19 protein-coding genes are annotated in these 21076 nt (G+C 61.8%); 8 read left to right on the top strand and 11 right to left on the bottom strand.

Translation table 11 applies throughout. The features are described from left to right. The first annotated feature begins 50 nt into the window (after nucleotides 1–50). Nucleotides 51–2045, top strand: a complete 1995-nt coding sequence (locus BUB53_RS00550) for an acyltransferase family protein (RefSeq protein ID WP_073031530.1) — start codon at nucleotides 51–53, stop codon at nucleotides 2043–2045. Nucleotides 2046–2048: 3 nt separating this feature from the next. Here BUB53_RS00550 and BUB53_RS00545 read toward each other — a convergent pair whose 3' ends face one another. The 7 genes from BUB53_RS00545 to guaA form a co-directional block, all read right to left on the bottom strand. Further along, a complete protein-coding gene (locus BUB53_RS00545; protein ID WP_073031528.1) occupies nucleotides 2049–2666 on the bottom strand; it encodes a TetR/AcrR family transcriptional regulator in 618 nt (205 codons plus the stop codon). Beyond that, nucleotides 2659–3528 (bottom strand): polyphosphate kinase 2, encoded by an 870-nt coding sequence (ppk2, locus tag BUB53_RS00540; protein WP_073031520.1) that lies wholly within the window; start codon nucleotides 3526–3528, stop codon nucleotides 2659–2661. Before ppk2 ends, BUB53_RS00545 begins: the two co-directional genes overlap by 8 nt. Before the next feature lie 121 nt (nucleotides 3529–3649). Next, nucleotides 3650–4573: a homoserine O-acetyltransferase MetA gene (metA, locus tag BUB53_RS00535; RefSeq protein WP_073031519.1), complete on the bottom strand. Its 924-nt coding sequence runs from the start codon at nucleotides 4571–4573 to the stop codon at nucleotides 3650–3652. Nucleotides 4574–4616: 43 nt separating this feature from the next. Continuing rightward, complete coding sequence (locus BUB53_RS00530) at nucleotides 4617–5480, bottom strand: ATPase (RefSeq protein ID WP_073031517.1); 864 nt, start codon at nucleotides 5478–5480, stop codon at nucleotides 4617–4619. Nucleotides 5481–5606: 126 nt separating this feature from the next. Continuing rightward, nucleotides 5607–6707: an OmpP1/FadL family transporter gene (locus BUB53_RS00525; RefSeq protein ID WP_073031516.1), complete on the bottom strand. Its 1101-nt coding sequence runs from the start codon at nucleotides 6705–6707 to the stop codon at nucleotides 5607–5609. A 118-nt stretch (nucleotides 6708–6825) separates the two neighbouring features. Beyond that, nucleotides 6826–7680, bottom strand: a complete 855-nt coding sequence (locus tag BUB53_RS00520; protein WP_073031514.1) for a DMT family transporter — start codon at nucleotides 7678–7680, stop codon at nucleotides 6826–6828. 65 nt (nucleotides 7681–7745) lie between these two features. Continuing rightward, entirely contained in the window at nucleotides 7746–9308 is a 1563-nt protein-coding gene (guaA, locus tag BUB53_RS00515; RefSeq protein ID WP_073031513.1) for a glutamine-hydrolyzing GMP synthase, read from the bottom strand. Nucleotides 9309–9495: 187 nt separating this feature from the next. Here guaA and BUB53_RS00510 point away from each other — a divergent pair, with 187 nt between their 5' ends. After that, complete coding sequence (locus BUB53_RS00510) at nucleotides 9496–11040, top strand: trimethylamine methyltransferase family protein (protein WP_073031511.1); 1545 nt, start codon at nucleotides 9496–9498, stop codon at nucleotides 11038–11040. Here BUB53_RS00510 and BUB53_RS00505 read toward each other — a convergent pair. Further along, the gene (locus tag BUB53_RS00505) at nucleotides 11037–11339 is read right to left on the bottom strand and encodes a DUF6477 family protein (RefSeq protein WP_073031509.1); all 303 of its coding nucleotides are present in this window, start codon (nucleotides 11337–11339) and stop codon (nucleotides 11037–11039) included. The two genes, BUB53_RS00510 and BUB53_RS00505, sit on opposite strands and share 4 nt — an antisense overlap. A 242-nt stretch (nucleotides 11340–11581) precedes the next feature. Here BUB53_RS00505 and BUB53_RS00500 point away from each other — a divergent pair, with 242 nt between their 5' ends. After that, a complete protein-coding gene (locus BUB53_RS00500) occupies nucleotides 11582–12703 on the top strand; it encodes a DUF6456 domain-containing protein (RefSeq protein WP_073031508.1) in 1122 nt (373 codons plus the stop codon). Nucleotides 12704–12710: 7 nt separating this feature from the next. Here BUB53_RS00500 and BUB53_RS00495 read toward each other — a convergent pair whose 3' ends face one another. Next, on the bottom strand, nucleotides 12711–13445 hold the full coding sequence (locus tag BUB53_RS00495) for a VIT1/CCC1 transporter family protein (protein ID WP_073031506.1): 735 nt from the start codon (nucleotides 13443–13445) through the stop codon (nucleotides 12711–12713). Between the two features lie 263 nt (nucleotides 13446–13708). Here BUB53_RS00495 and lipA point away from each other — a divergent pair, with 263 nt between their 5' ends. Then, on the top strand, nucleotides 13709–14653 hold the full coding sequence (lipA, locus tag BUB53_RS00490) for a lipoyl synthase (protein WP_073033645.1): 945 nt from the start codon (nucleotides 13709–13711) through the stop codon (nucleotides 14651–14653). A gap of 75 nt (nucleotides 14654–14728) precedes the next feature. On the opposite strand, the gene BUB53_RS00485 is transcribed toward lipA, so the two are convergent. Then, nucleotides 14729–15298 (bottom strand): YcbK family protein, encoded by a 570-nt coding sequence (locus BUB53_RS00485; RefSeq protein WP_073031504.1) that lies wholly within the window; start codon nucleotides 15296–15298, stop codon nucleotides 14729–14731. A gap of 317 nt (nucleotides 15299–15615) precedes the next feature. Between BUB53_RS00485 and BUB53_RS00480 the strand changes: the two genes are divergently transcribed. Genes BUB53_RS00480 through BUB53_RS00465 form a run of 4 tightly spaced genes read left to right on the top strand, consistent with a single transcriptional unit; the run spans nucleotide 15616 to nucleotide 19850 of the window. Then, entirely contained in the window at nucleotides 15616–17229 is a 1614-nt protein-coding gene (locus BUB53_RS00480; RefSeq protein ID WP_073031502.1) for a L,D-transpeptidase family protein, read from the top strand. A gap of 26 nt (nucleotides 17230–17255) precedes the next feature. Continuing rightward, entirely contained in the window at nucleotides 17256–18347 is a 1092-nt protein-coding gene (lpxD, locus tag BUB53_RS00475) for a UDP-3-O-(3-hydroxymyristoyl)glucosamine N-acyltransferase (protein ID WP_073031501.1), read from the top strand. Nucleotides 18348–18381: 34 nt separating this feature from the next. After that, a complete protein-coding gene (locus tag BUB53_RS00470; RefSeq protein WP_073031499.1) occupies nucleotides 18382–18642 on the top strand; it encodes an acyl carrier protein in 261 nt (86 codons plus the stop codon). Next, complete coding sequence (locus BUB53_RS00465) at nucleotides 18639–19850, top strand: beta-ketoacyl-[acyl-carrier-protein] synthase family protein (protein WP_073031498.1); 1212 nt, start codon at nucleotides 18639–18641, stop codon at nucleotides 19848–19850. Before BUB53_RS00470 ends, BUB53_RS00465 begins: the two co-directional genes overlap by 4 nt. Before the next feature lie 85 nt (nucleotides 19851–19935). Here the strand turns inward: BUB53_RS00465 and BUB53_RS00460 are convergent, their stop codons facing one another. Then, the gene (locus BUB53_RS00460) at nucleotides 19936–20646 is read right to left on the bottom strand and encodes an invasion associated locus B family protein (protein WP_073033644.1); all 711 of its coding nucleotides are present in this window, start codon (nucleotides 20644–20646) and stop codon (nucleotides 19936–19938) included. Nucleotides 20647–21076: the final 430 nt, after the last annotated feature.

Here is a 21076-nt window from a genome sequence, read left to right as displayed (position 1 = left end):
AGCGCAGCCCGTGGGTTGCGCTTTTTCTGTTCCCTGACCTATTTGGCACCATGAAATACAGACGCGAGATTGACGGCCTGCGGGCCGTGGCCGTTGTGCCGGTGATCCTGTTCCACGCGGGGCTGAGCCTGTTTTCGGGCGGCTATGTGGGGGTGGACGTCTTCTTCGTGATCTCGGGGTATCTGATCACCACGATCATCATCGCCGAGCGGGACGAAGGTCGGTTTTCGATCCTGCGGTTTTACGAACGGCGCGCGCGGCGCATTCTGCCCGCCCTGTTCGTGGTCATGGGCTTGTGCATTCCGTTTGCATGGATGTGGATGCCGCCCGAGCCCTTCGACGATTTCCTGCGCAGCACGGCCTTTGCCGCCCTGTTCATCTCGAATGTCCATTTCTGGGAAAATGTCGGGTATTTCGCGGTGGATGCCGAACTGCGCCCGCTTTTGCACACCTGGAGTCTGGCGGTCGAGGAGCAGTATTACCTGTTCTTCCCGCTCTTGCTGGCCGGGCTGGGGGCGTTTCGCCACTCGAAGCATATCATCGCGATTGCCGTATTGGCGGCGTTGTCGCTGGGCCTGAGCGAGTGGGGCTGGCGGAACTATCCCGACCAGAATTTCTTTTTCACCTTCTCGCGCATGTGGGAGCTGTTCGCTGGGTCGATCTGTGCCTTCATCGTGTTCAAGCGCCTGGTCGCGCCGAACGGTCCGGCGGCGGCGCTTGGGCTGGGCATGATCCTCTATGCGGTGTTCTTCTATGACGGGGCCGTGCCGTTTCCGTCCATCTATGCGTTGATGCCGGTTGTGGGTACGGCGCTGCTGCTGTTGTTCGCGCAACAGGGCACGATGGTGGCGCGGCTTTTATCGACGAAACTGCCCGTGGCAATCGGGTTGGTCAGCTATTCGGCCTATCTGTGGCATCAACCGGTCTTTGCCTTTGCCCGTCTGCGCAGCCTGCACGAGCCCGCCCTGTGGGTCATGCTGGGGCTGGCGCTGGTCAGTTTCGCCCTTGCGGCGCTGAGCTGGCGTTTCATCGAGCAACCGTTCCGCGCCGGGCCGCGGAAATGGCTGCCGGGTCGCCCGGCCTTGTTCGGTGCGAGTCTGGCGGGGATCGCGGCCTTCGTGGCGTTCGGGCTGGGGGGCATGCAATTGGGTTGGGCCAACAGCCGGCTCGATGGGCGCATGACACCGTTTTTTCAGGAGATGCTGGACAGCACGGCCCGCAGCAGTTCGGTTGTCGGCTGTCTCGATACAATCGACCCGGACGGGAATTTCTGCACGATCTTCAAAGGCCGCGAGGATAGCGATACGATCGCCGTTTTCGGCGACAGCCATGCACGCGCCATCCTGCCCGCATTCGAACAATACTCGCAGGAAAGCGGCGCCCGGCTGGTGGCGGGTATCAAAGGGGGCTGCCCGCCGTTGATCGGGGTGTACATCCTGAACGGGAATTTCCCTTTGGGTACCTGTCACGACTTGGCCGAGGCGCAGACGCGGTTTGTCGCGGACAACGACATCTCGACCGTGGTTCTGGTTGCGCGCTGGTCGCTCTACACCAAGGGCACCTATGGTCGTGAGGGGGACGTTTTCCTGCTGAACGACCAGCCGGCCCACCAATCCGGTGGCCGCGCGGCGGGGCGTCCGATATTTGCGGCGGCTCTGGAGCGAACCGTATCCCATTACCGGGATCTGGGTGTCCGGGTCATCATTCTGGAGCAGGTGCCGCAGCAGCTGGCTACGCCCGATGAGGAGATTTTCGCAGCGATGATGCTGCGCGGGGGTTCGAGCGAGGCGCAGCAGACGCTGGCCAAGTCCGGTGTGCCGGTGGCCTGGCACGAGGATTTGCAAAGCTTTGCGCGCGAACAGTTCGACAAATTCGAAGGGCTCGATGGGGTCGAGGTCGTATCGGTGTCCGATGCGTTCCGCGATGGCGATATGTATCGCTGGTTCATCGACGGGCGGTCGGCCTATTCCGATCTGGATCATGTGTCAGCCTATGGCGCGCGCCTGCTCCAATCGCGCATGAGCGAGATCCTGTCTGGCGAGTGATATCTATTCGTCCGGCGCGATCAGGCCGAGACCGCGCAGGTAGATCCCGATCCCGGATTCCAGCAATTCCTCGGGGGCAAAGGGCGAGGCCGTGCCGGGAGAGTTGCGCGCGAACAGTTCGACCACGCCATGCGACATGGCCCAGATATGGGCGCTGAACATGGCGGCGGGCGGGCGTTTTCCCGGCGGAATATGCTGGCTGAGGGCCTCGGCGGCGCGTTCGAGAATGGCGCGGGCGCGACTGGCCTCGTGCGCCAGTTCCGGGGTGCGGTTGACCGATATGCCGCTTTCGAACATCGCGATGTAATGGCCGGGATATTGCCGGGCAAAGGCCAGATAGGCGCGTCCCGTCGCCTCGAAACTGGCCAGTGCCGAGGGCTGTCCCTTTTCAAAGGCATATTGCATCACGTCGGCAAAGATCGCGTAGCCCTGACGCGAGGCTTCGGCGATCAGATCGTCGCGTCCGGCGAAATGACGATAGACCGCCGCCGGGGTCACTCCGGCCTGTTTGGCGGCTTCCGACAGGGTGAATCCGGTCGGCCCCCTGGCCTCGATCAGGCGCAGGGCGGCTTCGACGAGGGCCTGGCGCAGGTTGCCGTGATGATAGCCGCGCTTACCCATCCCAGATGCCGGGGCCGCCGCAGACCGCCGGATCGGGTTTGCCGACGGCCCTGGTGTCTTTGCGGTGGTAGTCGATCTGGCTCAGCACATGGCGGATCGTCTCGATCCGGGCGCGGCGCTTGTCGTCGGAGCGGATGATCGTCCAGGGCGCGTGATCGGTATGGGAGCGTTCCAGCGTTTCGGAAATGGCCGCCGAATACGCATCCCATTTGCGCAGGCCTTCGACATCGATCCGGCTGAGTTTCCATTGCTTGAGGGGGCTGCCTTCGCGTTTGAGAAAGCGGTGCAATTGTTCGGCCCGTCCGACATTGAGCCAGAACTTGAACAGGTGAATACCTTCATCGACCAGCATGCGCTCGAAATCGGGAACCTGAGCAAAGAAATGTTCGCGCTGCTCGTCGGTGCAGAATCCGAACACCTTTTCCACGACACCGCGATTGTACCAGCTTCGGTCATAGAACACGATTTCGCCCCCGGCGGGCAGATGGTCGATATAGCGCTGGAAGTACCATTGTGTGGCCTCGATATCCGAGGGCTTGGGCAGCGCGACCACCCGCGCACCGCGCGGGTTGAGATATTCGCGAAAGCGTTTGATCGTTCCGCCCTTGCCGGCGGCATCGCGCCCCTCGAACACGATGGCGATACGCGCGCCGCTTGCCTTGGCCCAGGCCTGCAACTTGACCAGTTCGATTTGCAGCGCCTCGAGATCCTTCTCGTAATGCTTGCGCGGCAGGCGTTCGGAGTGGGGATAGGACGAATCGAGGATATCGCCCTTGTCCGCCCGCCTGATGGCGTTGCGAATGTCCTGGGGCGCGTCCTTTTCATAGAACCTGCTGATCTCGCCGTCGAATGGCAGTTCCATCGGCCTCTCCTTGGTTTTGCGCGTACTATGGCCGCTTGGCGGGCAGGGCGCAATCCGGCGCGGCGCGTGTCATGCGGGAACGCGATGCTATGGAGACAGCGCCGCGAGACCCGACAGGATATCAACGGCCAATGAGATTCAGATCGAAGGGCGTCGTCTGGTAAATCTGGTTGATCCAGTTGCCATAAAGCAGGTGCGCATGGCTGCGCCAGCGGTTCTGCGGCGGGCAGGAGGGATCGTCGCCTGGGTAGTAATTGCACGGCACGTTGATCGGCGTGCCGCTGGCCACGTCACGATCGTATTCCTGTTTCAGTGTGTCGCTGTCGTATTCGAGATGATTGAAGATATAGAGCGCGCAATGCTCCGGGTCTTCCACCAGACAGGGGCCGACCTCGTCGCTGTGCAACAGGATTTGCAGGCCCGGCACGGCCTCGATTTCGTCACGACGCATTTCGGTCCAGCGGCTGACGGGAATCACGCAATCGTCCGAAAACCCGCGCAGGTAAGGCGAGGCCGGGAGCATGTTGCGGTGCCGGAAACAGCCGAACGCCTTGTGATCCAGCAGGTGCTTCTTCACGCCGTGGAAATGGTTGATCATCGCCATGCCGCCCCAGCAGACGCCGAAGGTGGAATGCACATGGCTTTGTGTCCACTCGAAAATCTGTTGCAACTCGTCCCAATAGGTCACGTCGGCGAAATCCAGATGTTCGATAGGCGCGCCGGTGATGATCAGCCCGTCAAAGCGTTCATCGGTGGCCGCAACCTCGGAAAACGGGCGGTAAAAGCTGCGCATGTGATCGGCCGCCGTGTTCTTGGTGCGGTGTTCGGTCATGCGGATGAGGCTCAGTTCGATCTGTAGGGGCGTTGCACCGATCAGACGGGCGAACTGGTTCTCGGTCTGGATTTTCTTCGGCATCAGGTTCAGCAGCCCGATACGCAGGGGGCGGATATCCTGACGGGCGGCCTGATCCTCGTCCATGACCATGACGCCTTCGCGCGTGAGCACGTCATAGGCGGGCAGGTCAGCGGGGATCTTGATAGGCATGTGCGGGATATCCTTGGGTCACGGGGGTTGATGTCAGATAGGATTATGCGCTGCGGCGCTCAAGGGCGGTGGCGATCAGCCCGGTAAAGCCGTCTTCGTCCTGGACTGCGGCGATTTCGTCGGCGGTGACGGTCACGCCCCATTTCGCCATGGCCTCATAGCGGGGCTGCCGGTGCGCCAGGGCGCGCGCATAGGTCCAGCGAATGAAGGAATCGGGGTCCACCGTATCGGCAGTGCAATCATGCGTGGCCAGATACTCCTCCCATGCCGTATCCAGGAATTCGGGCTGATAGGCCATCGGCTTGGGCGCGCGGTCGAACCGGCGGATCAGGGCCTGCGTATGGGCCTCGGAGCCCTGGATATAGACCATCAGGCAATGCTGGCTGAGCTCGGTCAGGATCGGGTCTTGCGGGTCGTCCCCATCGACCCATTCACAGATCGAGCCCCCCGTATCGCAGATGAAATGCGGATAGCCGTAAAGACGCCGGGCGCGCTCGACGAAATGGGCCGTATCCATCAGCGCGGAAATCTCGGCCTGACGGAACTGTTCCTGACGGGTGCGGTATTCGTCGATCGGCAACCCGCCCCTGGACGGATCGCCCGGTTTGCCGAGATAGGTCGAGACCGGCGTCAGATTGTTGAAGGTGATGTTCGAGCCGATATAGATCGAATCCGACAACAGCAGATCGCGCAGGAAGGGCACCTGCATGGCATGCGCCTTGGCGTTGTCGGCGATCAACTCGCCCATGTAGCGCGTGCCGATACGGTAATCTATGGAATAGTGAAACCAGTCACCCGACGCGCGCAGCAGGTTCGAGACATGGGTCTTGCCGAGCCCCGACATGCCGTAGAACAGAACATGCTTCTCCGGGGCATCGCGCCAGTCCTGTGCCGAAGTATAGATCATTGCCGCTCCTTCATTGCCCGATGGTGGTAGCCAGAGGGGCAGGGCAGGTCAATCGAAAGCAGCAGATATGAAAAGGCCCCGCCCGATGGGTCGGACGGGGCCGGATTTAGCGGAAACGGCTGGCGATCAGTAGTGCCAGCCGACCTTGACGCCGAAACCGACGGCGTCGTTGTCCTTGAAGCTGGTGCGCAGCGGCCCGATGGTTGTGGTCGCATCACCGACCCAAGTGTAATTCACACCGGTCGAGACCGAGATGTTGTCGTTCTGGTAGCGCGCGCCGACGGTTACGCCGAACTTGCCGCTGGTCGGGCCGAGGTTTGACACCGGCGTGGTCGAATCGCCGTCTTCGTAGGTCAGCGACAGTGAGGCCGACCAGGTTTCGCTCAACCGGCGGCCGACACCCAGAGAATAGGTGGTCGTGTCATCGCTATAGGACAGGAAAGGCGTGCCCGTCGCCTGACGGTACAATACCGGGTCAATGGTGAAATCCGACCAGTCCACCCAACGCACACCGCCGAACAGCAGCGTATCCTTGGCGATACCGGTCTGGAAGCTGAGGTTCACGGATTGCGGCGTCTCGATTTCCGTAACGGTATAGAGCGGAGTCGGGCCGGGGGTGAAAACGTTTTCCGTGGTCTGGTGATCGGTCTTGATGCGCGAGTTGTAGGTCAGTGCGATACGCATCGCGATATCTGGCCGCTCGTAGGAGACCCCGGCCACATACCCCAGCCCGGTATCGTCCCGACCGTTGACCGAATACCCGGCAACCGACGGGATCGAGGCCTTTGCGCTGACGCGCTGAATCCGCAAACCGCCATGCACGCCAAACCCGTTATCCATGCGGTAGCGCAACAGCCCGGTCAGGGCCATCGACTTCAACTCGGCCTCCGATCCGCTGACCGGATACACCGCCGGGTCATAGGTCACGTCCGCGCCGAACGGCTGATCGAGGATGATCGCATAGCTCAGGTTGTCGTTGATCTGGTGCTTCATCGCGGCGCCGAATGTCCAATAGGTATTGGTCATGTTGTTCGAACTGAGCACACCGGTGCCCGGAACGGCGACCGTGCCCGATACATCCGGTGCGACGCTGCCAAAGCTGATTTCAGCATAGTTGCCGTCCTGAAACAGAACGTCGATGGACTGCCCCGACCGGTCGATCCCGCCGGCCTGTGCAGCGCCCGTGGCTGCGGCAAGGGCAGCGGCGGTGAAAGCTGTCTTTTTCATACTGGCTCCTCCTCAGATTGAGAGGCATGCTATATGGGTTATGGTTTCGGTCAATCTTTGACGCGACGTCAGTGACGTAACGGAAAAAATAAGGTGCGTCAGGGTCACAGTCCTTATTTCACCTTGTCCGGGCGACCGGGTCACCCCCGCGGCGCGTTTCTGACCACATATTCAGGTAGTTCGCCCCGAAAATGACCACTGCGCCAAGGATCACGAAAATATCGACGGGTTCGTCATACGCCAGCAGCCCGATGATCGCGATCAATGGCAGCCGGATGAAGTCCACCGGGCTGACCAGCGTGGCCGGCGCCATGGACAGGGCCGTCGTCAGGCAGAAATGCGCCATCAGCCCGCCACAGGCGATCACCACCAGCCAGGGCAGCGACGAGAGCGAGGGCAGGGCGATATCTCCGTCGAACCCGGCGCAGATCAGGCCGAACAGGCTCTGGCTCAGCGTCATCCAGAACAGGATGCAGGTCAGGGATTCGGTGCGCGTCAGGCGTTTTGTGACCATGATCGACCCGGCGAACCCGATCGCGGCACAGGCCGCCGCCAAGGTGCCGATATTCACCGTTTCAGGGCTGGGCCGGGCGACGATGAGAATACCGATGAAACCCAGACTGGCCGCCAGAACCCGCACGCGCGTCATCCGCTCGCCCAGAACCAGCGGCGAGAGTATCAGCACCCACAGGGGCGAGGTGAATTCAAGCGCAAAGACCTGCGCAAGAGGAATGATCGTGATCGCGTAGAACCACAGATTCTGGCCGGTAAAGTGAAACACGTTGCGCAACAGGTGCAGCCCCGGCTTGCGCCGTGACACGGTACGCAATCTGCCGGTGGTCCCGGCCACGATCAGCACCAGAGCAAACCCGATCATGCTGCGGAACATCATGATCTCGAACGTATCGAGTTCGAAACTGACCGAGCGCCCGCCCACGGCCATGGCCGAGAACGACACAACCGCACCCAGCATCCATAACGCTGCGCGCAGTACGGTCGCGGGATCGGTGAAGGCGACGGGATTTGTCGGTCGGGAGGTCACTCCCACTCGATGGTGCCGGGGGGTTTCGAGGTCACGTCATAGGTGACGCGATTGATCCCCTTCACCTCGTTGATGATGCGCGTGGCCGTTTCGCCAAGGAAATCGTGGCTGAACGGGTAATAATCGGCGGTCATACCGTCCACCGACGTGACCGCACGCAAGGCACAGGCATAATCATAGGTCCGCCCGTCGCCCATCACGCCCACGGTGCGCACCGGCAGGATGGCCACGAAGGCCTGCCAGATATCGTCATACAGGCCGTGCTTGCGAATCTGGTCGATATAGACGGCATCGGCCTTGCGCAGGATTTCCAGCTTGTCGCGGGTGATCTCGCCGGGGCAGCGGATCGCAAGGCCCGGCCCAGGAAACGGGTGACGCCCGATGAACGAGGCGGGCAGGCCCAGTTCGTGGCCCAGGGCGCGCACCTCGTCCTTGAAGAGTTCGCGCAGCGGCTCGACCAGTTTCAGGCCCATCTTTTCCGGCAAGCCGCCCACATTGTGGTGGCTCTTGATCGTTACCGACGGCCCGCCCGAAAAACTGACCGATTCGATCACATCGGGGTAGAGCGTGCCCTGGGCGAGAAACTCGGCGCCCTCGATCTCGCCCGCGTATTTCTGGAACACGTCGATGAAGAGGCGGCCAATGGTTTTTCTCTTTTCTTCCGGGTCACTTACGCCTTCGAGTTCACCCAGAAAAAGATCGGCCTCATCGGCGTGGATCAGCGGGATGTTGTAATGGTCACGGAACATCGTGACCACTTCGTCAGCCTCGTTCAGGCGCAACAGTCCGTGATCGACGAAAACGCAGGTCAGCTGATCGCCGATCGCCTCGTGAATCAGCACGGCGGCAACGGAACTGTCCACGCCGCCGGACAGCCCGCAGATCACCTGCTTGTCGCCCACCTGTTCGCGAATCTGGCGAATGGCCTCTTCGCGGTAGGCGGCCATCGTCCAGTCGCCCTTGAACCCGGCCAGCCGGACAAAGTTTTCATACAGGGTCTTGCCGTTGGGTGTGTGGTGCACCTCGGGGTGGAACTGCACGGCATAGAATTGACGGTCGAGATCGGCGGTGATCGCGAAAGGCGCATTGGGCGAGGTACCGTAGACCTCGAAGCCCGGTGCGATCTGGCTCACGTGATCGCCGTGGCTCATCCAGACCTGTTCGCGCTCTTCCAGGAACCAGCCGGTCAACAGGTCGATTCGATCCGTCGACGGGCTGACATAGGCGCGGCCGAACTCGGCGGTGCCATGGCCGCGCTCGACCCGCCCGCCCAGCATGTGCATCATCACCTGTTGCCCGTAACAGATACCAAGGATCGGCACCCCGAGTTCGAACACTTTGACCGGCGGGCGCGGCGATCCTTCGTCGATGACGCTGGCCGGACCGCCGGACAGGATCACGGCCCTGGGTGCGAAATCGTCCAGAAAGGTGTCGGTCACGCTTTGGAACGGGTGGATTTCACAATAGACGTTCAGCTCGCGCAGGCGGCGCGCGATCAGCTGCGTTACCTGGCTGCCGAAGTCGATAATGAGAAGGCGGTCATGCAATGTCTGGCTCATGCCATGCCAATAGGACGCAGGTGCGATTTTCGCAAGACCCGGCGTGCAGGCGTCGCGATTCAGCGGCTCACATGTCGCTTTAGACCCCAAGAGGCCGCAAATCTCCGATGACAGGCTGTCGCGCTGCGGTATGGATGGGATCAGCCGCGCCTTTTGGGCGCTCAAGGAGTTCAGGGGTAGGACAAGAATGGCCGAAGCAGCAAGCCGCAGACGTGGACGTGGAGGCGGCGGTGCCGCCCGCCGGGCCGAGCGCACCGCCGTCAGCATCGAAACCGCCAAGTATATCGAGCGCAACATCCCGCTTTACGACATACTGGACGACGAGGCACTGGAGATCATCGAAACCAATGCCGAGATCATCCTCGAAGAGGTCGGTGTCAATTTCGTCGAGAACCCCAGGGCGCTGGAACGCTGGCGCGAGGCGGGGGCCGATGTGCAGGGGGAACGCGTGCATATCCCCCGCGGACTGGCCCGCAAGCTGTGTTCGACCGCGCCGTCGCGCTTTACCCAACATGCCCGCAATCCCGAGCGCAATGTCGAGATCGGGGGCAATACGCTGGTCTGTGCGCCGATCTACGGCCCGCCCTTCGTGCGCGACATGGAAGGCGGACGCCGCTATGCCACGATGGCCGATTTCGAACGGTTCGTGAAACTGGGCTACATGTCGAAATGGCTGCACCATTCCGGCGGGACCGTCTGCGAGCCCACCGATATCCCGGTGAACAAGCGCCACCTCGACATGCTGCATGCCCACATGACCCTGAGCGACAAGCCCTTCATGGGCTCGGTCACCGATCCCAGCCGCGCCCAGGACAGCGTCGAGATGTGCGAAATCCTGTTCGGCAAGGATTTCGTGCGCGACAATACGGTGATGACCTCGCTCATCAACGTGAACTCGCCCATGACCTTCGACGAGGTGATGATGGGCGCGCTCGAAGTCTATGCCGAGAACAATCAGGCCTGCATCGTGTCGCCCTTCATCGTCGGTGGCGCCATGGCGCCGGTTTCGGTGATCGGGACACTGACGCAGGTGCTGGCCGAAGTGATGGCCGGAATCGCCTACAGCCAGCTGGTGCGCCCCGGGGCACCGGTAATCTTCGGCGCCTTCGTCAGTTCGATCGACATGAACAGCGGCGCCCCCACCTTCGGCACGCCCGAGGCCAGCCAGATCATCTATGGCGCGGGGCAACTGGCACGCCGGATGGGCCTGCCGTTCCGCTCGGGCGGGAGCCTGTGCGGCTCGAAACTGCCTGATGCGCAGGCCGCTTATGAAACCGCCAACACGCTCAATGCCGTGCTTCTGGGCGGCGTGAACTTCATGCTGCACAGCTGTGGCTGGCTGGAAGGCGGGCTGGTCGCCAGCTTCGAGAAATTCGTGATGGACGCCGATCAGTTGGGCGTGTTGCACAAACTGGCTGCCGGTGTCGCCGCCGACGAGAACGGACAGGCGATGGACGCCATCCGCGAGGTCGGCCCCGGCGGGCACTATCTGGGGTGCGCGCACACGCAGGCCAACTTCAAGGAGGCGTTCTGGCGTTCGGACGTGCTGGATTATAAACCGTTCGAGACCTGGCAGGACGAGGGCGAGCGCGACACCATGCAACTGGCAAACGCCAAGATGCACCAGATGCTGGCCAATTATCAGCAACCCGCGCTGGACCCGTCCATCAGCGAGGCCCTGGCCACCTACATCGCCGAGAAAAAGGCATCGATGCCCGACGCCTTCAGCTAAGCATCGTTTTGCCCGGGGTGGGTGGCGCGCAGAATGCGGGCCTCTGCCATTATCGCGATCAGAATATCCACATGGCGCGCCGCGGAATATCCCGCGGCGCGCCTTTTCCTTTGCGCGTTCATTTCAGCCTCGATTTCCATCAGTTGCATCAGGGCGGCGCCGGGACAGGGCAGGGGGCCGATCCCCAGATGACGCTGCAAATGGACCGTTCTGCGGTAATCGCCTTGTCCGATGCGGGCGGCACGAATCAAAAGACGAGGGCGGCGCAGGGCATGCAGGGCCGAAAGAACATCCAGCATTGAATCACTCCGATTAACTGAGACCGGAGATATGTGGCACAACTCGAACGGGCGTTGCGCACTGTGGAAAAGCAGCGAACGCTGGTCTGAGTATTTGTTTACGATTTGGAAGTCATTGTTGCCAAACGATTTATAGTTAACGAACTGGTAAGAAATACCCGCTTAGGTTGCGGCGTCTTATCGTTAACCGATGGCAAGGCTTTCAATCGACGCCCTGTCAAAACCTGGGGAAGGGATTTGGCATGACACACGGATCTGTTGCGACCGGCCATTTGGCAGATGTGCCGTCCTGGGTGCCCGAACCCGCACGGCACTATCTGGCGCATACGGAAAGCGGCACGTCGATCCGGGCGCTGGCCCGCAGGGCGGGGTGCCATGCGTCGACGGTCCTGCGCCAAATCCGAAGCTGCGAGTCACGGCGGGACGATCTTCTGGTTGACGAGGGGCTGCGCCGCCTTGGGCGGCAGGTTCTGGATCAGGCCTTTACCGGTTCGCAGATCAAGGAGGTGATAAGAGTGACCCCGACGACATGCGATGATGCCGGCTGTGCCGCCCTGACCGAAACCCGACTGACCGCCGAAGCCAGCCGAATCCTGCGCCGTCTGTGCGAAACAGGGGCGATTCTGGCCGTGTCCGCCGAAATGGACAAGGCCGTGGTGGTCCGCGAATCCCGCGACGGGCACGCGTCGCGTACCGCTGTCGTCGACCGTGCGGTGGCCGAGGCGATGGCGTTGAAAGCCTGGATCGTCTGCGATGCATCCGGGCGCATCCTGCGCTATCGGATCACGGCGGCTGGCCGTGCCGCCCTGAACCGGATGCTGGCCGAAGGTGAAAATCATGCGGTCGGTTTCGCCGAGGCGCAGACCTCGTTCGACTATGCCTGCCCCAAGGCGTCCGGCAAGAAACCGGGCGCGTCCCGGCGTATACGCTATGGGGTGGCCGAAACGCCGCTTGTGGCGCTGGCCCGGCGCAAGGATCGCGATGGTCGGCCTTTTCTGTCGGACGATCTGGTACGGGCGGGGGAACGCCTGCGCGAAGATTTCGAACTGGGGCAACTGCCCGCGCCCGCGCGTGGGGGCAGCTGGGACGTTTTCCTGACCGATATTGCGGATGATTGCGCAGCCCTGCCAAACGATATCCGCATGGCCGATGCACGAATGCGCGTCGTCGGGGCATTGCGCGATCTGGGGCCGGGCCTGGGGGACATGGCCCTGCGCTGCTGCTGTTTTCTCGAAGGGCTGGAAACCGCGGAAAAGCGCATGGGCTGGTCGGCGCGCTCGGGCAAGATCGTGTTGCGGATCGCGCTTCAGCGGCTCAAGCGGCACTACCAGAATCTGGGCGACGCGGGCGGGATGATCGGCTGAGCCCCTTTCAGCCCCCCACGATCCACCCCACGACAAATGCAACGACGGCACAAACGGTGCCGACCAGCACCGTTTCCCCGACGGATCGGGTCAACCGCTCGCGCGTGGCGCTGAACCGCAGCAATCCAAGCGCGGTCAGCGCCAGCAGCGTTGCGATTACGGACATCACCAGGGTGCTGCGGGTCGGGTCGAACAGGAAGTAGGGCAATAGCGGGACCGACCCGAAACAGACAAAGGACACGAAGGTGAACAGGCCGTTCACCGCCGGATTGTCGTCATCCGGGTCCTGCATGCCATGCGTATAGGTCATGGTCAGGTCGGCCATCAGCTGTGGATGACGCGACAGAATGCTGGCCGCGGCATCCGAATCCGTCACCGACAGCCCCCGGTCCTGTAACAGGCGCGCCATACGGTCCTGTTCGATCTCCGGGTGCTCGGTGATCTTGCGCAGCTCGGTCTGGTGCCTGCTGCGATACAGGTCGTTTTGCGACCGCGCCGACAGGAATTCCCCCAATCCCATGCTGACCGCATCGGCGAACAGATTGGCCAGCCCGAACACCAGAACCGCCAGACCGCCGATCTGGGCCACGCCCTCCGCGGCGGCCCCGGCGAATCCGGCGACGATGGCAAAGGTGGTCACGATCCCGTCATTGCCGCCATAGACGATCTGCTTGAGGAATTCCTGCGTCTTGTCCAGCTTACCCGCACCTGCGGGTGTGTCGTGGTTTGTGTCGGAGGTCATGGCTGGGGCTGTGCCTTGCTGTGAACCGGGTATGCCATGACGATACCCGACTCGTGGCGGCCCGCAAGCATCGCATCGGCAAAAGGAACCGGCCCGCACCGAACAGGCACGGACCGGCAATCACCAGGACACCTTGCAATGCGGTGGGCACTCGTTAACCCCGCTGCGGAGTGGCCGCGATGCGGTTGTTGTAGAACTGGTACTCCCCACCGCTATGACCTATAGTTACAAAGAATTACCGAATGATGTGCGGGGAATATTTCGTGCGAGACCTCAAGATCCCGGATCAGCGCCACCCGGAAAAAGCGCACCGCCCGGACAACGCCCAGCCGAAGAAGCCCGACTGGATTCGTGTCAAGGCACCCACGGGCAAGGGGTATCGCGAAACCCACAAGATCATGCGCGACCATAACCTGGTCACCGTCTGCGAAGAGGCGGGCTGTCCCAATGCCGGCGAATGCTGGAGCCAGGGCCACGCCACGATGATGATCATGGGGGAAATTTGCACGCGCGGCTGCACCTTCTGCAACGTGGCCACCGGCAGGCCCGAGGCGCTCGACGTGTTCGAGCCGGGCCGCGTGGCCGACGCGGTGCAAAAGCTGGGCCTGAACCATGTGGTGATCACCAGCGTGGACCGCGACGATATCGACGATGGCGGGGCCGAGCATTTCGCCCAGACCATCCGCGCGATCCGTCATCGCAGCCCCGGCACCACGATCGAGATCCTGACGCCCGATTTCCTGCATTGCGAGTCATCGGTTCTGGAAACCGTCGTCGCGGCCAAACCGGACGTGTTCAATCACAACCTCGAAACCGTGCCGTCGCTTTACCCGTCGGTGCGCCCCGGCGCGCGGTATTTCCATTCGCTGCGCCTGTTGCAACGGGTGAAAGAGATCGACCCGACCATGTTCACCAAATCGGGGATCATGGTGGGGCTGGGCGAGAATCGTCAATCGGTGCATCAGGTGATGGACGACATGCGCGCCGCCGATATCGACTTTCTGACCATCGGCCAGTACCTGCAACCGTCGCCCAAACACCACGCGGTGGATCGTTTCGTGCATCCCGATGAATTCGCGGCCTATGAAAAGGCGGCCTATGGCAAGGGGTTCCTGATGGTGTCGGCCACGCCGCTGACACGCTCGAGCTATCACGCCGGTGACGATTTCGCCCGCCTGCGCGAGGCGCGGCTGGCCAAACTGGGCTGATCGGGCAGCATTGAAAACCAAAAACCGGCTGTCGATGCAGCCGGTTTTTTGATGTTGCCCGTTACTGTCTTTGGCTCAGCGCCCCCAGGTACGGACCGGGCCACAATCCATGTGAACGAAGTTCGATCCCGAGTACCGACCGACACCGCCGCCACGGCAGGATGACGCGGCCTGGAATATTTGCCCGACCGAGCGGGAACTGAGGCGAAGATCGGCGGCCTGACCGCGCAGGTGGCGAGAATTCTTGGCCACACCGCTGGAGCGGCTGCGCAGCATCGCATTGGTTTTCGGGCTGCGATACCCCGACAACAGCATGTAGGGTTCGTCCACATCCATCAGGTTATGTGCCGCCGCCATGATGTCGATGGTGCGGGTGTCGATGTTCATCACGTCATTGGTGCGCCAATCCCGCATGAACAGCGTGATTTCGTTGACCGCATCGCGGATATAGTTGCCTTCGATCCAATAGATCGTGTCGATACGTTCCCCGGTGCGCGGCGATGTCATGCGCAGCCGCCGGATATCACCGGCCCCGCGAAGAAAACCTGCTGCATTGCTATAGGTAGGGGTTGCGATCACTGCGGTGGCTGCAAAAGCGCTTAGCACCGCGCGCCGCGTCATGCTCTGAGAGCTATAGTCCGTCATTTGAATAGCGCCTGTCCCGTCGCTTGCTCGATGCCCGCCTTCGCGGGCGTTGTCACTTTCCCCAAGTGCAGTGATCTTATGGCATATATGGAATCACTGACCAAGTGCGTTTTGGCTCAAATTGTCTGTGGCAAGCATTTTCGGCAAAATTTTGCGCAAAGCGGCCCGACTGTGCTCTATTTGCGCGGCTTGCGATGCGAATTGGCCGCAATGATGACGGGATTTCGTTCTGACCCAAATTTGATTGGACAATCCGCGGCCGGCCCGGAAAACAGGTTGGGGGAATTTGAAGCGCGAACAGATTTCGGGAGTTTCGTATGACGTCGGTCAACAGCGCAGCGCTGCGTATGGTTTTTCTTGGCGCCCTGGTGGTGCTGTTTCAGGTTTTGCTCGGGGCCGGCGGGGCGCAGGCCCAGGTAACCGCATTCAAACAGGCCGTGGCCGAAGCCGCAGCGCAGGATCGCGATATCGCCGCGTTTTACCGTGACAACAATTACGAACCGCTCTGGACGGGCCGATCGGGAGAAGATCGCCGCCGCCGCGCCGCATTGTTCGATGCGATCGCATCGGCGGACGATCATGGCCTGCCCGCCGAACGTTACGATGCCGACGCATTGATGCAACAGCTCAAGGCCGCCGATTCATTGCGTGCACTCGGTCTTGTCGAAGTCGCGATGAGCCGGACGTTTCTGAAATTCGCCCGCGAAATGCAGACCGGCATGCTGGTGCCCGGCCGGGTCGATAATGGCATCAAACGCCAGGTGCCTTATCGCGAGCGCGTGTCCTACCTGAGCGGATTTCAGAAAAGCAATCCGGGCGGATTCTTTCGTGCCCTGCCACCCCAGAACAACGAATACACCCGCCTGATGAAGGAAAAGCTGCGTCTCGAGCGTCTGCTGGCGCGGGGCGGCTGGGGCGCCAGGGTGCCCGCCGAAACGCTCAAGCCCGGCCAGTCCGGTGCGGCGGTCGTGGCCTTGCGCAACCGTCTGATCGCCATGGGTTTCCTGCGCCGCAGCGCCACGCAAACCTATGACGAACAGATGCTACAAGCGGTGCAGCAGTTTCAACTGGCGCACGGGCTGACGCCCGATGGCGTCGCCGGGGCCGGAACCATGGCCGAGGTCAACACCTCGGTGCAGGACCGTCTGAAATCCGTGATCGTCGCCATGGAACGCGAGCGCTGGATGAACCAGCCCAGGGGTAAACGTCATATCCTGGTCAATCTGACGGATTTCAGCGCCCGCATCCTGGATAACGATCACGTCACCTTTGAAACCCGCGCCGTTGTGGGCAAAAATCAGAGTGACCGCCGCAGCCCGGAATTTTCCGACCAGATGGAATTCATGGTGATCAATCCCACGTGGCACGTGCCGCGCTCGATCGCCGTGAAGGAATACCTGCCGATGATGAAGCGCAACCGCAACGCCGCCGGGCATTTGCGGCTGTATGATCGCCGCGGGCGTCAGGTCAGCCGCTCGGCGATCAATTTCAACGCCTATAACGCGTCGAATTTTCCCTACGCGATCAAACAGCCGCCCTCACAGCGCAATGCGTTGGGGCTCGTCAAGTTCATGTTCCCCAACCAATATAACATCTACCTGCACGACACCCCGTCCAAAAGCCTGTTCGACCACGAAAAGCGTGATTACAGCCATGGCTGTATCCGCCTGCAAAAACCCTTCGAATTCGCCTATGCGCTGCTCGCCAGACAGGAAAGCGACCCCGAGGGGTTTTTCCACTCGGTGCTGAACACCGGGAACGAAACCCGCGTTCCTCTGAAACAGGCGGTGCCGGTGCACATCATTTACCGCACCGCCTTCACCACGGCGAAAGGGCCCACGCAGTATCGCCGCGATGTTTACGGGCGTGATGCGCGGATTTGGACCGCGCTTGAAAAAGCGGGGGTTTCACTGCGCGCGGTTCAGGGCTAAACCGCTCTCCGACAAAGGAGGGTGCCATGGCCTACACCATTGAGCAGATCGCACAGGCGCTTGGGGCGACGGCCTTCGGCGCGACCGATATCACTGTCGAAAGCGTGGCCGAACCGGCCGTAGCCGCGACCGACCAGCTGGCGCTGGCGATGAAGCCCGAATATGCCGAACAACTCTCGCAGGGGCAGGCCCGCGCGGCCATGCTGTGGGAGGGGGCGGACTGGAAGGCGCTCGGGCTCGAGGCGGCCATTATCTCGCCGCGCCCGCGGTTCGCATTGTCGGGCCTGTCGGCGATGATGGACCCGGGGCAAGGCTGGGCAACCGGAATTCACCCGTCGGCGGTGATCGCCGAGGATGCCGAACTGGGCGAAAATGTCAGCGTTGGCCCACTGGCTGTCATCGGGGCAGGGGCCGTCATCGGGGCCGGGACAGTAATCGGCCCGCAGTGCTTTGTCGGAGCCGGCACAAGCATCGGGCAGGGCGGTTTCCTGCGCGAAGGCGTGCGGATCGGCGCGCGCGTGCGGATCGGCGACCGGTTCGTCGCACAACCCGGCGCCGTGATCGGCGGCGACGGCTTCTCTTTCGTCACGCCCGAGGTCTCCGGCGTCGAACGCGCCCGCCAGACGCTTGGCGATCAGGGCGATGTGCAAAAACAATCCTACGCCCGCATTCATTCGCTCGGCAGCGTCTGGATCGGCGACGACGCCGAGGTCGGATGCAACGCCTGTATCGACCGCGGCACCGTGCGCGACACCCGGATCGGCAATGGCACCAAGCTGGATAACCTCGTGCAGGTCGGCCATAACGTGGTGGTCGGCAACGATACCCTGCTGTGCGGGCAGGTGGGCATCGGCGGATCGACCGTGATCGGCAATAACGTGGTTCTGGCCGGTCAGACCGGGGTGGGCGATAACCTGTTCATCGGGGACAACGCGATTACCGGCGGCGGCACCAAGGTGCTGGCCAATATTCCCGCGGGGCGGGTGATGCTGGGCTATCCGGCGATGAAGATGGACAGCCAGATGGAGGTCTACAAGGGCCTGCGCCGCCTCAAACGTCTTTTCGCGGATGTGGCCGAACTTAAGAAAACTGTTTCAAACACCGTGCAGAGTGACTAAATCCTTCGCGACAGGATCGGAAAAGAGCACAGTCATGAGCAGCATCAAGGATCGTGTGATCGCAATCATCGCCGAACAGGCCGTACTGGAGCCCTCGGACGTGACCATGGACAGCACGCTCGAGGATCTGGGAATCGACAGCCTGGGGCTGGTCGAAAGCATTTTCGCCATCGAGGAAGAATTCGACATTTCGGTGCCGTTCAATGCCAACGAACCACAGGCCAGCGATTTCGACATATCCTCGGTCGCGGCCATCATCGACGGGATTGAGACGCTGGTGAAAGAACAGTCGTGAAGCGCGTCGTCATTACCGGGGCGGGCACGATCAATGCCCTCGGCCATACCGTTCCCGAAACGCTGGCCGCCATGCGCGAAGGGCGTTGCGGCATCGGCCCGCTGGAATTTCGTGACGTGGATCGCCTGTCGATAAAGATCGGCGGGCAGGTGCGCAACTACGAGCCCGAAGGGCGCTTCAACCGCCAGCAACTGGCGCTTTACGACAGGTTCACCCAGTTCACCCTGATCGCCGCCCGCGAGGCGATCTCGCAATCCGGGCTGGTGTTCTCGGGCGAACTGGCCGCTCGCGCCGGGGTCGTGCTGGGCAATTCCGGCGGCGGGATGACCACGTTGGATGACAATTACCGCACGGTCTATGAGGACGGCAAGAACCGGGTGCATCCCTTTGTCGTGCCCAAGCTGATGAACAACGCCGCCGCCAGCCATGTGTCGATGGAGTTCAATCTCAAGGGCCCCAGCTTCACCGTTTCGACGGCCTGTGCCTCGTCCAACCACGCCATGGCGCAGGCCTTCCAGATGGTGCATGGCGGCATGACCCCGGTGATGGTCACCGGCGGATCGGAATCCATGCTGTGCTTTGGCGGGGTCAAGGCCTGGGAAGGGCTGCGCGTGATGTCGCGCGATGCCTGCCGGCCGTTCTCGGGCAACCGCAACGGCATGGTACAGGGCGAGGGGGCCGGGATTTTCGTCTTCGAGGAATACGAACACGCCCGCAGCCGCGGGGCCGAAATTCTGGCCGAGGTCGCGGGCTATGCCATGTCCTCGGACGCCGCCGATATCGTCATGCCCTCGAAACAGGGCGCGGCGCGGGCGATCAAGGGCGCGCTGGCCGATGCCCGGATGAACACCACGGATGTGGGTTATATCAACGCCCACGGCACCGGAACGGCGGCCAACGACAAGACCGAAAGCGCGGCGGTGGCCGATGTGTTCGGCGCCCATGCCGACCGGCTCATGATTTCCTCGACCAAATCCATGCACGGCCACCTGATCGGCGGCACCGGCGCGGTGGAATTGCTGGCCTGTATCATGGCGGTGCGCGACGGGGTGATCGCCCCGACCATCGGCTATGAAGAACCCGATCCCGAATGCGCGCTGGATGTCGTGCCCAACACCGCCCGCGAGGCGAAGGTGGATGTCGCCCTGTCCAATGCGTTTGCCTTTGGCGGGCTGAACGCGGTTCTGGCGCTCAGGAAATTTTCCTGAAGTCTCGTCGTAGCACGCTCAAAAGGAAACGGCGCCGCGCGGGGATGCCACGCAGCGCCGTCAGGGCGAACCGATTGCTCGCCGATCAGTTTTGCACAACCGTCACATTGTCGAAGGCGGCGGTGAACCCGTCCAGAGAAGCCCTGATATTGACCGTCTGATCGGGGGCTTGTGCCGGAACGATTTGCAGGTTTGCAACGCCACCCGCCTTGAACGAATTGATATCTTCCTGGGTCAGCCCGATCCGCGCAAAGCAGCCCACCATTGAGCAGAAGGAATAGGTATAGGTCTTGGCGCGTCCGCCATCGACAGAGATGCGCAATTCTTCGGTCAGCAAAGTCCCAAGCGGCACGACGATGGTCGCCCCGGCCACGGCCTGCGCCCCTTCGGCCAGGCGGAACAGGCTGAACTCGGCCACCGGATTGCCGGCCTCTTCAGTCAGAAGCTGATACATCTGGCAGGGGTCTTCCTCGGCTTCGCTGCGGAAGCATTTCAACTGCCAGTCGCCATATTGTTCCTTGATATAGGTGGGGTCCTGTTGCTGACGGCCCATGTCCAGCGCCTCATCGTCAGAGCCCGCTTCCTCTTCGCCCTCATCTGTGGTCTCTTCACCGTCATCGGCGGTCCCTTCGGCATCCTCGGCCGCGGTACCCTGATCTGTCGCAGTCTCCGCTGCGGGTTGCTCTTCGGTCGCGGTCTCCGCAGCAGCGTTGCCGCCGGTCTCTTCCTGAGCGTGAAGGGCGGTGCCGAGGCTGAGCAGAGCTACCAGAGGCAGGGTCGAAATAAGTCTTGGCATATGATCCCCATGGAATGACAATTTGTACTGTGCGGGCATCTATCACGATGCCGCGCGGCTGTCAGGATAAAACAGAACTGCGTGGTGGGGTGCAAGGCGGAAATCCGCTTTGGGCCTCCCATGCCGAATTGCCGCCCGGTACAGCGTGACTATATGGGATGTTCAAGGTTCGAACGCAGGCCGCCTGAAAGCAAGGAACCGCCATAAAAACGGAAAAGAGACCTTTCGGTCTCTTTCCCTAAGTATCTCCCTGTCGGACTGGCCGACTTAGTAATTGACGGAACGCTAAGACAGTTATCGCTATCCGTCAACAGGCTAACTGAAAGAGTTTCGCCTAAAAAATGCCGCGCCCGAAGGCGCGGCCAGTTCAGACAGGGAGGACGTGCCCCGCCCCAAGAGGACATGAAGGGCCGGGCAACGCGATTCACAC

Origin of the sequence: Roseovarius pacificus (assembly GCF_900142665.1) — a bacterium.
GTDB lineage: Bacteria > Pseudomonadota > Alphaproteobacteria > Rhodobacterales > Rhodobacteraceae > Roseovarius > Roseovarius pacificus.
Note: the sequence above shows the minus strand (reverse complement) of the source record. Positions and strands in the feature narration are given on the sequence as shown.